This window comes from Bradyrhizobium sp. USDA 10063, from assembly GCF_054063735.1.
The window spans coordinates 3,552,545-3,564,747 of sequence record NZ_JBSSGP010000002.1 but is presented as its reverse complement, the minus strand read 5'-3'; the positions used below and the strand labels follow the sequence as shown (position 1 = coordinate 3,564,747).

At 61.8% G+C, this 12,203-nt stretch carries 16 protein-coding genes; 11 read left to right on the top strand and 5 right to left on the bottom strand.

The window, feature by feature from the left end; genetic code table 11:
* Position 1: 1 nt before the first annotated feature.
* Together ACVJGD_RS19085 and fabI are read left to right on the top strand one after the other, a co-directional pair.
* Positions 2-1,216 (top strand): acetate/propionate family kinase, encoded by a 1,215-nt coding sequence (locus tag ACVJGD_RS19085; protein ID WP_456635794.1) that lies wholly within the window; start codon positions 2-4, stop codon positions 1,214-1,216.
* Positions 1,213-2,004, top strand: a complete 792-nt coding sequence (gene fabI, locus ACVJGD_RS19080; RefSeq protein WP_456635793.1) for an enoyl-ACP reductase FabI — start codon at positions 1,213-1,215, stop codon at positions 2,002-2,004. The genes ACVJGD_RS19085 and fabI overlap by 4 nt, the downstream gene beginning before the upstream one ends.
* 86 nt (positions 2,005-2,090) lie before the next feature.
* Here fabI and ACVJGD_RS19075 read toward each other — a convergent pair whose 3' ends face one another.
* Both ACVJGD_RS19075 and ACVJGD_RS19070 read right to left on the bottom strand, forming a co-directional pair.
* Positions 2,091-2,741, bottom strand: a complete 651-nt coding sequence (locus ACVJGD_RS19075) for a 3-oxoacid CoA-transferase subunit B (protein ID WP_456635792.1) — start codon at positions 2,739-2,741, stop codon at positions 2,091-2,093.
* A 3-nt stretch (positions 2,742-2,744) separates the two neighbouring features.
* Complete coding sequence (locus tag ACVJGD_RS19070; RefSeq protein WP_456635791.1) at positions 2,745-3,392, bottom strand: CoA transferase subunit A; 648 nt, start codon at positions 3,390-3,392, stop codon at positions 2,745-2,747.
* Between ACVJGD_RS19070 and ACVJGD_RS19065 the strand changes: the two genes are divergently transcribed.
* The 3 genes from ACVJGD_RS19065 to ACVJGD_RS19055 all read left to right on the top strand — a co-directional run bounded on the left by ACVJGD_RS19065 (position 3,391) and on the right by ACVJGD_RS19055 (position 4,226).
* Entirely contained in the window at positions 3,391-3,603 is a 213-nt protein-coding gene (locus tag ACVJGD_RS19065; RefSeq protein WP_456635790.1) for a hypothetical protein, read from the top strand. The genes ACVJGD_RS19070 and ACVJGD_RS19065 overlap by 2 nt on opposite strands.
* An 88-nt stretch (positions 3,604-3,691) precedes the next feature.
* The gene (locus tag ACVJGD_RS19060) at positions 3,692-3,925 is read left to right on the top strand and encodes a hypothetical protein (protein WP_456635789.1); all 234 of its coding nucleotides are present in this window, start codon (positions 3,692-3,694) and stop codon (positions 3,923-3,925) included.
* Positions 3,891-4,226, top strand: coding sequence for a phasin (locus ACVJGD_RS19055; RefSeq protein WP_456635788.1), 336 nt, complete (start codon positions 3,891-3,893; stop codon positions 4,224-4,226). The genes ACVJGD_RS19060 and ACVJGD_RS19055 overlap by 35 nt, the downstream gene beginning before the upstream one ends.
* Before the next feature lie 20 nt (positions 4,227-4,246).
* Here ACVJGD_RS19055 and ACVJGD_RS19050 read toward each other — a convergent pair whose 3' ends face one another.
* Complete coding sequence (locus ACVJGD_RS19050) at positions 4,247-4,933, bottom strand: helix-turn-helix domain-containing protein (RefSeq protein WP_456640294.1); 687 nt, start codon at positions 4,931-4,933, stop codon at positions 4,247-4,249.
* A gap of 227 nt (positions 4,934-5,160) precedes the next feature.
* Here ACVJGD_RS19050 and ACVJGD_RS19045 point away from each other — a divergent pair, with 227 nt between their 5' ends.
* The 4 genes from ACVJGD_RS19045 to ACVJGD_RS19030 all read left to right on the top strand — a co-directional run bounded on the left by ACVJGD_RS19045 (position 5,161) and on the right by ACVJGD_RS19030 (position 8,921).
* Positions 5,161-5,793 (top strand): response regulator transcription factor, encoded by a 633-nt coding sequence (locus ACVJGD_RS19045; RefSeq protein WP_456635787.1) that lies wholly within the window; start codon positions 5,161-5,163, stop codon positions 5,791-5,793.
* Positions 5,794-6,040: 247 nt separating this feature from the next.
* Complete coding sequence (locus ACVJGD_RS19040) at positions 6,041-6,388, top strand: response regulator (protein WP_456640293.1); 348 nt, start codon at positions 6,041-6,043, stop codon at positions 6,386-6,388.
* A gap of 226 nt (positions 6,389-6,614) precedes the next feature.
* Positions 6,615-8,309: a SulP family inorganic anion transporter gene (locus tag ACVJGD_RS19035; RefSeq protein ID WP_456635786.1), complete on the top strand. Its 1,695-nt coding sequence runs from the start codon at positions 6,615-6,617 to the stop codon at positions 8,307-8,309.
* A 180-nt stretch (positions 8,310-8,489) separates the two neighbouring features.
* Positions 8,490-8,921 (top strand): hypothetical protein, encoded by a 432-nt coding sequence (locus tag ACVJGD_RS19030; protein ID WP_456635785.1) that lies wholly within the window; start codon positions 8,490-8,492, stop codon positions 8,919-8,921.
* 133 nt (positions 8,922-9,054) lie between these two features.
* On the opposite strand, the gene ppk2 is transcribed toward ACVJGD_RS19030, so the two are convergent.
* Both ppk2 and ACVJGD_RS19020 read right to left on the bottom strand, forming a co-directional pair.
* Complete coding sequence (ppk2, locus tag ACVJGD_RS19025; RefSeq protein ID WP_456635784.1) at positions 9,055-9,852, bottom strand: polyphosphate kinase 2; 798 nt, start codon at positions 9,850-9,852, stop codon at positions 9,055-9,057.
* Between the two features lie 45 nt (positions 9,853-9,897).
* Positions 9,898-10,353, bottom strand: a complete 456-nt coding sequence (locus ACVJGD_RS19020; RefSeq protein WP_456635783.1) for a hypothetical protein — start codon at positions 10,351-10,353, stop codon at positions 9,898-9,900.
* 174 nt (positions 10,354-10,527) lie between these two features.
* Here ACVJGD_RS19020 and ACVJGD_RS19015 point away from each other — a divergent pair, with 174 nt between their 5' ends.
* Positions 10,528-10,968: a hypothetical protein gene (locus tag ACVJGD_RS19015; RefSeq protein WP_456640292.1), complete on the top strand. Its 441-nt coding sequence runs from the start codon at positions 10,528-10,530 to the stop codon at positions 10,966-10,968.
* The gene (locus ACVJGD_RS19010) at positions 10,961-12,193 is read left to right on the top strand and encodes an HlyD family secretion protein (RefSeq protein ID WP_456635782.1); all 1,233 of its coding nucleotides are present in this window, start codon (positions 10,961-10,963) and stop codon (positions 12,191-12,193) included. Before ACVJGD_RS19015 ends, ACVJGD_RS19010 begins: the two co-directional genes overlap by 8 nt.
* Positions 12,194-12,203: the final 10 nt, after the last annotated feature.

Below are 12,203 nucleotides of genomic sequence, written 5' to 3'. Positions count from 1 at the left end.
CATGGATACGATCCTTGTTGTCAATGCGGGCTCCTCCAGCGTCAAGTTCCAGATCTTTGCGATTGAGGGCGAAGGGAGGCTGCGACGGCAGATCAAGGGCCAGATGGATGGCATCGGAAGCCGTCCGCGCCTGCGCGCGACCGACGCCAACGGCGATCCGCTGGCGGAGCGCGCCTATCCGATCGAAAGCGTTTCAGACGTCCCGGCTGCGATGGCTATAGCGGGAGCGTGGCTGCGGGACGAGCTTCGGATCAACCCGATGGCGGTCGGGCATCGCGTCGTCCATGGCGGTCCGGACCATGACCGGCCGGTGCTGATCGACCATGGCGTGGTGTCGCGCCTGGAGCGCTACGTCGCGCTGGCGCCGCTGCATCAGCCGCACAATCTGGCGCCGATCCGTTCGCTGCTCACGAATTTTCCCGGCCTCCCGCAGGTGGCGTGTTTCGACACCGCGTTTCATCGCACGCACGGGCCGGTCGCCGACCATTACGCGATTCCCTATCAGCTTTACGCCGAGGGTGTGCGGCGCTACGGATTCCACGGCCTGTCCTATGAGTATATCGCGAGGACCTTGCCGCAGATCGCGCCGGATGTCGCAAAGGGGCGGGTGATCGTCGCGCATCTCGGCAGTGGTGCATCGATGTGCGCGCTGAAGGGCGGACGCAGCGTGGAGAGCACGATGGGGTTCACCGCGCTTGATGGCTTGCCGATGGGGACGCGTCCGGGGCAGATCGATCCGGGTGTCGTGCTTTATCTGATATCCGAAAAGGGAATGTCCGCGTCGAACGTCCAGGATTTTCTCTACCGCAGTTGCGGACTGAAGGGACTCTCCGGCATCAGCAATGATATGCGGCAGCTCGAGGCGAGCGACGATCCGCACGCGATATTGGCGATCGAATATTTCGTTTACCGCATCTGCCTCAACGCAGGCATGCTGGTGGCGGCGCTGCAGGGCCTGGATGCGTTCGTCTTCACGGGCGGCATCGGCGAGAACTCGGCGGGAGTTCGGTCGCGCATCCTCGAGCAACTGGCCTGGCTCGGCATAGCGCTGGATCCCGCCGCGAATTCCAGCCACGCGCGGCTGATATCGCGGTCCGACAGCCGTATCCCGGTCTACGTCGTACCGACGGATGAGGAACTGATGATCGCACAGCACACCTTGTCGGTGCTGTTGAGCGGGCCGTCGCCTAATCCGAACCGCGAGAGGATATCATGAATATTCCCGTGTTTCCGGAGACCAAGGTTGCCCTCAAGGGGAGGAAGGGATTGATCGTGGGCATCGCCAATGATCAATCGATCGCATGGGGCTGCGCCAAGGCCTTTCGCGCACTCGGCGCCGATCTGGCGGTCACCTACTTGAACGACCGGGCCAAGAAGCACGTCGAGCCGCTGGCGCAGGCGCTGGAAGCGCCGATCTTCATGCCGCTGGACGTCAACAGCGAGGGACAAACGGAGCAGGTGTTCGAGCGCATCGGGAAGGAGTGGGGCCGCCTTGATTTCGTGCTGCACTCGATCGCGTTTTCGCCGAAGGATGCACTGCATGGCCGTGTCGTGGACGTCGGACGGGACGGCTTTTTGAAGACAATGGATATTTCGTGCTGGTCCTTCATGCGCATGGCGCACCTGGCCGAGCCACTCATGAAGGACGGCGGGACGCTGTTCACGATGACCTATTACGGCAGCCAGATGGTGGTGCAGAACTACAACGTCATGGGCGTCGCGAAGGCCGCGCTTGAGGCGGCCGTACGCTATATCGCGGCCGAACTGGGGCCGAAGGGAATCCGCGTGCACGCGATCTCGCCGGGGCCGCTCGCCACGCGCGCCGCCTCAGGCATCCCCGAATTCGACGAATTGATGGACAAAGCACAGTCGAAAGCGCCGACCCGCAGCCTCGTCAGTATCGATGACGTCGGCAACGCAACGGCATTCCTGGCGCTCGATGGCGCAAAGCTGATCACCGGTGGCGTCATGTATATCGATGGCGGCTATCACATCATCGATTGAGGGCATTCGGCTCCCGTAGCCGCGACGGAGCCGCTCACCGATAATGCAGCGCGATCAGTTCGGTCACGCAGGCAGGTCGTGTCCCGTCAGATCTTCATTTCCGGAACTATGTCGGGAATGACGAGTTCGGCTTCCGTCACCGCCATGACCTCGGCGATCGTGATGTCCGGAGCGGTCTCCACCAATGTCGCCTTACCGTCGGGGAAACCGATCACGGCCATGTCGGTGACCACAAGGTCGATTGTTCGCGACGACGTCAGGGGCAGGGTGCATTTGCTGACGATCTTCGATCTCCCCTTCGCGGCATGCTGCATCGCGACGATCACGCGTTTGGCGCCGCTGACGAGATCCATCGCGCCACCCATGCCTGGCACCATCTTGCCGGGGATCATCCAGTTAGCGAGGTGTCCTTCCGCGTCGACCTGAAGGCCGCCGAGCACGGTCACGTCGACATGGCCGCCGCGGATCAATCCGAACGACATCGCGCTGTCGAAGGTGCAGGCTCCCGGAAGCGCGCTGATCGGCCGTCCGCCTGCATCCGTCAGAAGGGGGTGAGCCATCCCTTGCTCGGGGATCGGACCAGTGCCGATCAGTCCGTTCTCGGACTGGAAGAACACCTTGATGTCGCCGGGAACGTAGTTCGCAACCAGCGTTGGAATGCCGATCCCCAGGTTCACCAGGTGGCCGGTGCGAAGCTCGCGTGCCACGCGGCGACCGATGATCTCTTGTGCATCCATGTGTCACTCGTTCGCAATGAGATAGTCGACAAGCGGAGCCGGCGTCACCACGTGATCGGGCGCGATGACGCCGACCGGAACGATGTGCTCGGCGGTCACGATCACGGTATCGGCCGCCATCGCCATGACGGGGTTGAAGTTGCGCGCCGTCAGCGCATAGGAGAGGTTGCCGAGGTAGTCGGCGAGGAAGGCATGGATCAGCGCGAACTCCGCGCGCAACGCCGTCTCGAGCAGGAACGCTCGTCCATCGACTTCGATCTGACGTTTCCCTTCGGCCACGATTGTTCCGACGCCGGTCGGCGTGAGCACGCCGCCGAGGCCGCATCCGCCGGCGCGGATCCGTTCGACCAACGTTCCCTGCGGAATGAGGTCGACGGCAATCTGGTTGGCCAGCATCTGCTGCTGCGCCTTGGGATTGAGGCCGACATGGCTTGCCGTGAGGCGTGAAACCAGGCCGGCATCGAACAGCTTGCCGATACCTTTTCCTGGCGTCGCCGCGTCGTTGGAGATCACGACCAGGCCTGTCTTGTGCTGGCGCACGACTTCATCGAGCAGGCGTTCCGGCGTACCGACGCCCATGAAGCCGCCGACCATGATGCTTGCGCCTGCCGGAATCATCGCAACGGCTTCTTCGACGGGTACGGCCTTCATGGTTGGCACTCCGATCAGCACGCGATTGATGGAAGGGCAGTACCGGTGGGGGATGCTGGTCCCCGCTCTCCGCGTCGCTTTGATCTGCATCAAGGATATTCGTTCAGTGCTGCCGCCGATCGGTCATGCCCACACCTTCCAGGGCTTCGCTCCGCAACTTGCGAACGTCGGCATGGTGCCTTTCGACGGCCGCACTTGGCATCGCGAATGACACCAGGTCCGCGCCCCTTACAAAGACAATCCGCGCCCGCAATAGCCGGCCGCTCTCAAATTCGATACCCTGGGGCGAGCGGGACGGCTTGATTTCGTTTGCCGACCTCAAGACAATGGCGGCGGAGATGCCGGACTGCCGGCACGTCGTGGTGCCCGGCATCGGTCACTCGATGAAGCTCGAATTGCCGGCGCTTTACGCCCGCTATTTCGGCGGCGGCCTCGCGAAAACGGGCGGCACCTTGATGGACTTCACCAGGAGAGGAGGATGCGATGTCGGACCCCCAAATGGCAGCGGACAACGCCCGGGCGATGCTCACTGAGAATCTCGGCCGTGTTCGCAAGGCCAGTTCGGATTATTTTGACATGCTGGAGAAGGGCTTGAGCTCCTCACAGCTCCCGATCGCCGGGCAGGCCACGCAGTTCTGCGATCATATGCGGCGGCAGACCACGGCCACATTCGACCTCTGCGACAAGCTGATCCAGGCCAAGGACGTTCCGGACACGATCAGGATTCAGTCCGAGTTCTTCCAGGAGCAGATGCGAGCGCTGATGGAACAGGCAAGGAGCATGGGCGAGTCGGCCATGAAGGCGGCAACGGGCGTGTTTACTCCCAAGAGCTGATTTGCTTTGCGGGGCTCGTGTCAGCTCTGCAAATCGAGGCTGGCGAGCTGGGGACGGTTCAAGATCACGATCTGGCGCTGATTATTGCCGATGAATCCGAGGATGCCGAGCTCGTGCAGCCGCGACAGGGCGCGAGAGACCGTTTCCAGCGTCAGGCCGAGATAGTCGGCGATGTCGCGGCGGCACATCGGCAGCGCCATGACGCCGGCGGCGGTAAGGCGCTTGTCCATTTCGAGGAGGAAGGCGGCGACGCGCTCGAGCGAGGTCTTGCGGCCGAGCAGGAGCATGTGATCTTCGGCATGCTGCAGGTTGTTCGTGGTCATGCTGAGCAGGTTGCGGGCAACCATGGCATCGCTTTCGGCCACCAGCTCGAGGCTGCGACGCTTCACCAGGCGTACCGCGGTGTCGACGATCGCTTCGGCCGTGAAGCGATGCTCGCTGCCGTTTTCCAGTCCGAAGATATCGCCGACCAGGTGAAACGCGCCAATCTGGCGGCGACCGTCAGAAAGCAGCTTATAGCTTCGCACTGCACCACTCTTGACCTGATAGACGTAATCCGCGGGCTCTTTCTCGCCGTAGATCTCGGTCCCTTTCTTGTAAGTGAATTCGTTTAAGGTCACCCTCGGGTTTGAAGCGCTTACCATGCCGAATTCGCCGAGCATATTGGGCAGCGGTACTGCCGGATCGATGCTGACATAGGAAAACATGGCCCAACTCCTAACCTGACCGTTACAATTTTTGTCAGTCTTTGGAAGTATTGCGCTGCAAGAATTCGGTATCGGGTCAATCGCGCTAAAGTTGATCTGCGACGAAGGCAGCATTCCTAATCATCGTCTCAAGGACCATTGTACTATGGGACAAGTTGGCAATGACGTCGAGGCGGCGGTGAGACGACCCGTCGCGGCAACGGCTCCTTGCCGCCTTGGAGGGAAAATTGGCTGGCCTCGTTCACGTGGTTGATGACGATGCGTCGTTCCGGACGGCCATCGAGCGGAGGCTGAGGCTCGCCGGCTATGACGTCGCGACCTATCCGTCCGCTCAGCAATTGCTGGATCGCCTGCCCGACAATGGGCGGCCGGGATGCATCCTGCTCGACGTGCGGATACCCGGGCTGAGCGGCCCCGAACTGCAGAATCGTCTCAGCGAACTCGGTTCGATGCTGCCGATCGTGTTCCTCACTGGGTACGCCGACACTGCGACGACCGTGCGGGCAATCAAGGCCGGCGCCGAGGACTTTCTGACCAAACCAGTGTCGTCGGAACAACTGATCGACGCGATCGAGCGCGCCATAGCTCGTCACGGCGCAGCGCGCAGCCAACAAAGCAGGCTCGACTCCCATCGGTCCCTCCTTGCGAGGCTGACGCCGCGCGAGCGACAGGTGTTCGAACTCATCGTGCGCGGCAGGATCAACAAGCAGATCGCGCATCAATTGGGAACAACCGAGCGCACGGTGAAGGCTCATCGCCACCAGGTGATGGAGAAGATGCAAGTGAATTCGCTCGCCGAACTGGTTTCGATCGCGGAGCGGCTGGGCGTGCTCGGTTCAAATAGCGGCGTGGACGGCTAACGCAAAAGTACACCCGATCTTTCGAGGATCGCTCCAGATCGGGGAAAGTATGCGAGCGCTGTCAGGTTCCCGCGGAACGCTGTACCAACGGACAATATCACACCTTAATGACAGCGCGTACTAGCCGGGTGTGAACTGCATATTCGGACGGCGTCAGGTCGTCGTCGGCACGCGCCACCAGATAATCGAACGATTCTCGAAAGGACGGAAGGCAACGATCTTGCCGAACCAGAAGTCTGTTTTTGTCGTGGATGACGACCAATCCATGCTCAGGAGCCTTAAGCGTCTGCTGAGGCAACACGGCTTTGATACAACGCTATTCGATTCCGCCAGCGCGCTGCTTGGTCATGGCGATTTCGGCGGCGCCTTTTGCATTGTCCTGGATATCAATCTGAACGGCCAATCCGGCATTGATCTGCGTCGCCGGCTCCTGGAACAGGGCGTCATCTTGCCGGTGATCTACATCACCGGCAACGACAGCCACGCGAACCGCACGGCGGCGACGGAATCGGGATGTGTCGCTTACCTGACCAAGCCGTTCGCGGCGAAATCGCTGATCGAGCCGATCGAAAAAATGGCTGCCGCTGTCGCCTAGCTCATCGAGCCCCACTCACCGATATGTTCGAAAACGCGTGCGGGTGTGCTCCTGCGCACGGTCGCAAATCGGGCGGCGCAGAGCTCCGCTATTACGAGGCGACTAGACGTGTCGAATCCCACGCGACACTTGATCCAGATCAATCCCGGTTGGCGCCAGCCTGCCGTTCATTGGGGGCAAATTGGCGACCGCTACGTCTCGAATCTCGCGTGACGAGGCAGCTCACATGACGCCATCGTCATTACAAACAGAATGGACACGGCTGTTTCCGCCGTTGGAGTGGCTTGGCAGCTATCGGCTCTCCTTTCTGCCCCCGGACACCGTTGCGGGAATCACGCTCGCCGCCTACGCGATACCGGTGTCGCTGGCCTACGCGGCGCTTGCCGGGCTGCCGCCGCATGTCGGGATCTATGGCTATCTGCTCGGTGGCGTCGGCTACGCCCTCCTCGGCTCCTCGCGTCAGCTTGCGGTCGGTCCGACATCGGCGATTTCGCTCATGATCGCCGGCTCGGTCGGAGCCCTGGCCGCGGGCGATCCGGTCCGATACGCTGGCATCGCAAGCCTGGTGGCCTGTGCAGTGGCGCTGCTCTGCCTGATCGCCTGGCTGTTCAAGCTCAGCCTTCTGGTACGCCTGATCAGCGACAGCATCCTGGTGGGATTCAAGGCGGGCGCCGGGCTGACGATCATGATGACCCAGTTGCCAAGCCTGTTCGGCGTTGCAGGCGGTGGTCACAACTTCTTTGACCGGACCGTTCGGCTGGCCGGGCAGCTCGGCGATATCAACCCGTTGGTTGTGACGATTGGTCTTGCTTCGCTTTCGCTGTTGCTGATCGGCGAACGATACCTGCCGGGCAAGCCGGTTGGGCTCGCCGTCGTCGCGCTGTCGATTTTGGTCGCATCGATGTTTGGCCTGCCGGCACTGGGAGTGCCGATTACCGGGGCGATCCCGCAAGGGCTGCCAGCGTTTGGAATGCCTTCGTTCGGACTGTCGGAGCCTGCGGAATTGTTTCCGATTGCCGCCGGCTGTCTGTTGCTCGCCTATGTCGAGGGTGTTTCTGCGGCGCGGAGCTTTGCGGCCAAACATGGCTACAGCCTCGATGTCCGGCAGGAATTTTTGGGGCTGGGGGCCGCCAACCTCGCGGTGGCGTTCGGCCACGGCTATCCCGTTGCCGGTGGCCTGTCGCAATCCGCGGTGAACGACGCGGCTGGAGCCCGCACGCCGCTGGCGCTGGTGCTCTGCTCGATTACGCTGGCGCTGTGCCTGCTGTTTTTCACGGGCCTGCTGACAAATCTTCCCAAGGCGGTGTTGGCTGCCATCGTTTTTGCCGCGGTGTACAGGCTGGTCGGCATCCCCGCGCTGCTGCGCATGTGGAAGATCAGCCGCATCGATTTCTATGCTGCAGCGATCGCGCTTGCTTCGGTGCTGCTGCTTGGAATCCTGCAAGGGGTGCTGCTTGCGGCGCTCGCATCCATCTTCCTGCTGCTCGCCCGCGCGTCGCGGCCAAACGTAGCGTTCCTCGGACGGCTCCCCGGAACCGGCCGTTATTCGGACCGCGCCAGACACGATGGGGTGGAGCCGCTGGTCGGTGTCATCGCATTCCGCCCCGAAGCGTCGCTGCTCTACATCAATGCTGAGACGATCCTCGACACGGTTCTGGCTGCGCTCGGAAAATCGTCTGACATCAAGGTGGTTGCCTGCGATCTCTCGGCATCGCCCTTTATCGATCTGGCGGGGGCACGCATGTTGCACGATCTGCATGAAGAGCTCGAAACCCGTGGCGTGGCGTTCTGCATCGTCGGCGCCCATGGCCAATTGCGCGACCTGTTGCAGGCGGACGGGCTGGCGGAAAAGACCGACAGCCGCGACTGGATGCGGACGCTCGACAGCGTGCTTGGCGAGAGCAAGGCCGGCGAACGATAGCCGGATCTCCAGAACGAGCCGCGGATTGGATAGCGACCGCGGCATTGACTTGGATCAAAGAGGCGGCGGGGCGAGCCAGCACGATTGAGTGTCGTCGTTCACGATGACCGGGGGAGGCCCGCGTTCAAGCGCGTCTATCGCGCGAAGCAGTGTTGGCAAAATTGTTCTGGGAGGTAGACCATGAGACATGTTGGGGTGATCGCGCTATTGGCCGTGTTGGGGGTGGCGGGACTGAGCGCGCCGTCGCAGGCGGAGACCGGCCAGGTTGCAGTCGTCTTCACCAAGGGCGGCTTTGTCCTCGGCGTCGGCGGCGGCGAGGGCGTGCTGATACTTCGGGGCAAGCGCTATCCATTCACTGTGTCCGGCATGAGCGTTGGTTTTACGATCGGAGCCTCGACCACCAAGCTTGTCGGGCGCGCGCTGAATCTGCGGGGACCGGAATCCATCGAAGGCAGCTACGGCGCGGTCGGCGCCGGTGGCGCCATTGCCGCCGGCGCCGGTGGCGTTCAGTTGCAGAACAACAATGGCGTGATCTTGCAGCTCAGTGGGCCGAAGATTGGAGCCGAAGTGTCAGCCGCCGTGGGCGGCGTCACCATACGATTGAAAAGATAGCGGCTCGGCCTGTCGCATTTTCGAGCGAAGTGGATGCCGGTTCACGTGAAGAAAACGCGTCAATACAAGAAACTGGAGCTTCGGTTCTGATTCAATCAGAATCGCCTGCTCCAGGCCGCGTTGCCTGGTCCGCTCAGTATCGTTCAGCAACAAGCTTCATCCCGCGCAGCCCGGTCTGATCGTTGTATCGTCCTTTTGTGGAGCGCTTGGGCAGCTTGACCTTGTTCCGGCGAACGCGCTTGTACGGGATCAAGTACAGGACATGCGAGATGCAGTTCAACCGTGCCCGCCGTTTGTCGTCGGAGCGGATGATGTGCCATGGCGCGTGCTTCGAATTGGTGGCCCTGAACATCAGGTCGCGCGCCCGCGAGTAGTCGTACCAGCGCCGATAAGATTCGGTATCCATTGGGCTCAGTTTCCATTGCCGCAGCGGATCGTCGATCCTGGCCCTGAACCGTCGCTCCTGTTCCTCCATCCCGACCTCGAGCCACAGCTTGATCAGGATGATGCCGGTTTCGATGATGTGTTGCTCCATTGCGGGGCACAGCTCAAGAAAGCGCTTGTGCTCGGCGGGGGTGCAGAACCCCATCACATATTCGACCCCGGCCCGGTTGTACCAGCTCCGGTCGAAAATGATGATTTCGCCCGCAGCAGGGAAATGCTGCATGTAGCGCTGGATGAACATCTGGGTCTTTTCGCGATCCGAGGGCGCAGGGAGGGCGACCACGCGAAATACGCGCGGGCTGACCTTTTCCGTGATGGCCTTGATCGTGCCTCCCTTGCCTGCCGCATCCCTGCCTTCGAACAGGATGATGACCCGCGCCTGGTTCGCTTTCACCCATTCCTGGAGATGGCATAGCTCGACCTGGAGCTTCTCCAGTTCCTTCTCATAGACCTTTCGCTTCATCCGTGCGACGGGCGCGTCTGCCATGTCCAGGCTTCCACTGCTTCAGATCGCCTCGAACCGGCCGGCGATCTAATCGCCCCAGGCGATGGTGACGCCGATGTCGCCGGGCACGCCGCCGGGAAAATCGATGATCTGATAGCGGATGCGGTAGCCGCGCGGCTTCAGGTAGTCGGTCCAGAGCTGGTAGATCTCCTTGGGAATCCCGGTCAGCGTGGCTTCCCAGCCCGCTTCCATCTGGTTGATGGCGCGCCCCTTGTCGGTAGTCAGCGAGTTTGGGAAGCGATACACTAGGACTTCGGTCAATCCGTTCCGCACGGCACGCTGGATAATGGTCGATGCCAACTGGATCTTTTCCTCTTCGGATTTGCCGGAGGGCCGGCTGAGCCGATCGATCAGGGCTTTCTTCTCGGCCTCGGCGGCGACCGCGCGGCGGACATACTCGTCGGCCTTTTCCGCCTCCCGGAGGGCGGCCTCCTTCTGGATCTGGCTGGCGTTGGGGATCAGGTCATCAATGTTCGCTGGCATGGCTGACATCTCCTGATGTGGCCGGTTTCCTCTGGTCGTTTGCGAAAGGCTAGGACCGGGTAGGGGCCCACCTTTGATCCAGATCAAGCGACCTCTGGACGACGGTATCCAGACTGAACGGCCAAAGGCTCAATTTTTGACCGGGAGAAGCAGTTGAGCGAGCAGCTTCATCCAATGGCGCCCCATCATCTGCCGTTTTTCATCACGCCGCCGAACGAGGTCGACGTGTTGATGGTTGTGATGGGCATCTTCCTGGTGGCCGCTGTGCTCTGGGTCGGCACGCTCTATTGGCGCCTGCACAGCCTGCCCGAGCGGATGGCGCACAAATCGCAGAAGCTGCAGTTCGAGATCGTAGCCGTTCTCGGCCTGTTGGCGTTGTTCACGCACATCCACCTGTTCTGGATCGCGGCGCTGTTGCTTGCCATGATCGATCTTCCCGATTTCAGCACGCCGCTGCGCAGCATTGCCGGCTCGGTTGAGAAGATAGCGAGTGCCGCAGCGGATGAGGGCGACGCAGCAAAGCCTGAAACCAAACCGGATCCGGCACTTCCGGCCGCCGCATCGGAGACGAGAGGCCCGGATGCCGCGAGGGCAAGGGAGCGCAGCAATGCTTGAGCTTCTGATCTGCTCGCTTGTGACGGTCCTTCCAGACTATCTCTACCGCCGCTACGTCCAGGGCAAGCGCTTCGGCAAGGAGATCACCTTCTTTTCGGTCTGGTTCGAGCTGAGGTGGGGCATCACCGCCTGCCTGATGCTCACGGTGGCGCTGATCACCATGATCTTCTACTTCCATCCATCGACCAACACGGCCGCACTGTTTTTCCGCACCGTCCCGATCCTTCCGGAGACCTCGGGACGCGTCGCGGAGGTCAATTTCGGCTCCAGCGCACCGGTGAAAAAGGGCGACGTGATCTTCAGGCTAGACAATTCAAAGCAGCAAGCAGCCCTTGAGACGGCCAAGCGCAAGGTCGCCGAGGTCGATGCTGCCCTGGTCGCCGCGGAAGCCGATGTGGTCAAGGCCGAGGCCCAGATCCAAGAAGCAAGGAGCGCGCACCAGCAGGCCAAGGACGAATTGGACGTGAAGAGCGAACTGCAGCGCCGCAATCCCGGCATCGTTCCGCAGCGCGACATCGAAAAACTCCAAGTCCTCGTCGATCAACGGCAAGCCGGGATCGATGCCGCGGCGGCTGTCAAGCAGTCTGCGGCTTTGCGGGTCTCAACGCTGCTGCCGGCGGAGAAGGCAAGCGCCGAAGCGGCACTGGCGCAGGCTCAGGTGGATTTGGACAAGACTTTCATTCGTGCCGGCGTCGATGGGCGGGTGGAGCAGTTCCTGCTTCGCGTCGGCGACGTCGTCAACCCGCTGATGCGGCCGGCCGGGATCCTTGTCCCTGAGGGGGCCGGCCGGCGGTCGCTGCAGGCCGGATTCGGTCAGATCGAGGCTCAGGTGATGAAGGAGGGCATGGTGGCAGAAGCGACCTGCATCTCAAGGCCCTGGGTGATCATTCCCATGGTGGTCACGACGGTCCAGGACTACATCGCCGCCGGCCAGTTCCGGGGCGGAGAGCAGCTGATCGAAGCGCAGAACGTCGCGCGACCGGGCACGATTCTGGTGTTCCTGGAGCCGCTCTACAAGGGTGGCCTCGAAGGGGTCACGCCGGGTAGTAGCTGCATCGTCAACGCCTACACCGGCAATCACGAGGAGATCACCAACAAGGAAACCAGCGCCGGGCGGCGCATCGCGCTGCACGTGGTCGATGGGGTGGGACTGGTGCACGCACTGCTGCTGCGGATCCAGGCACTGCTGCTGCCGATCACGACCCTGGTGTTCAGCGGCCATTGATACATTCGGA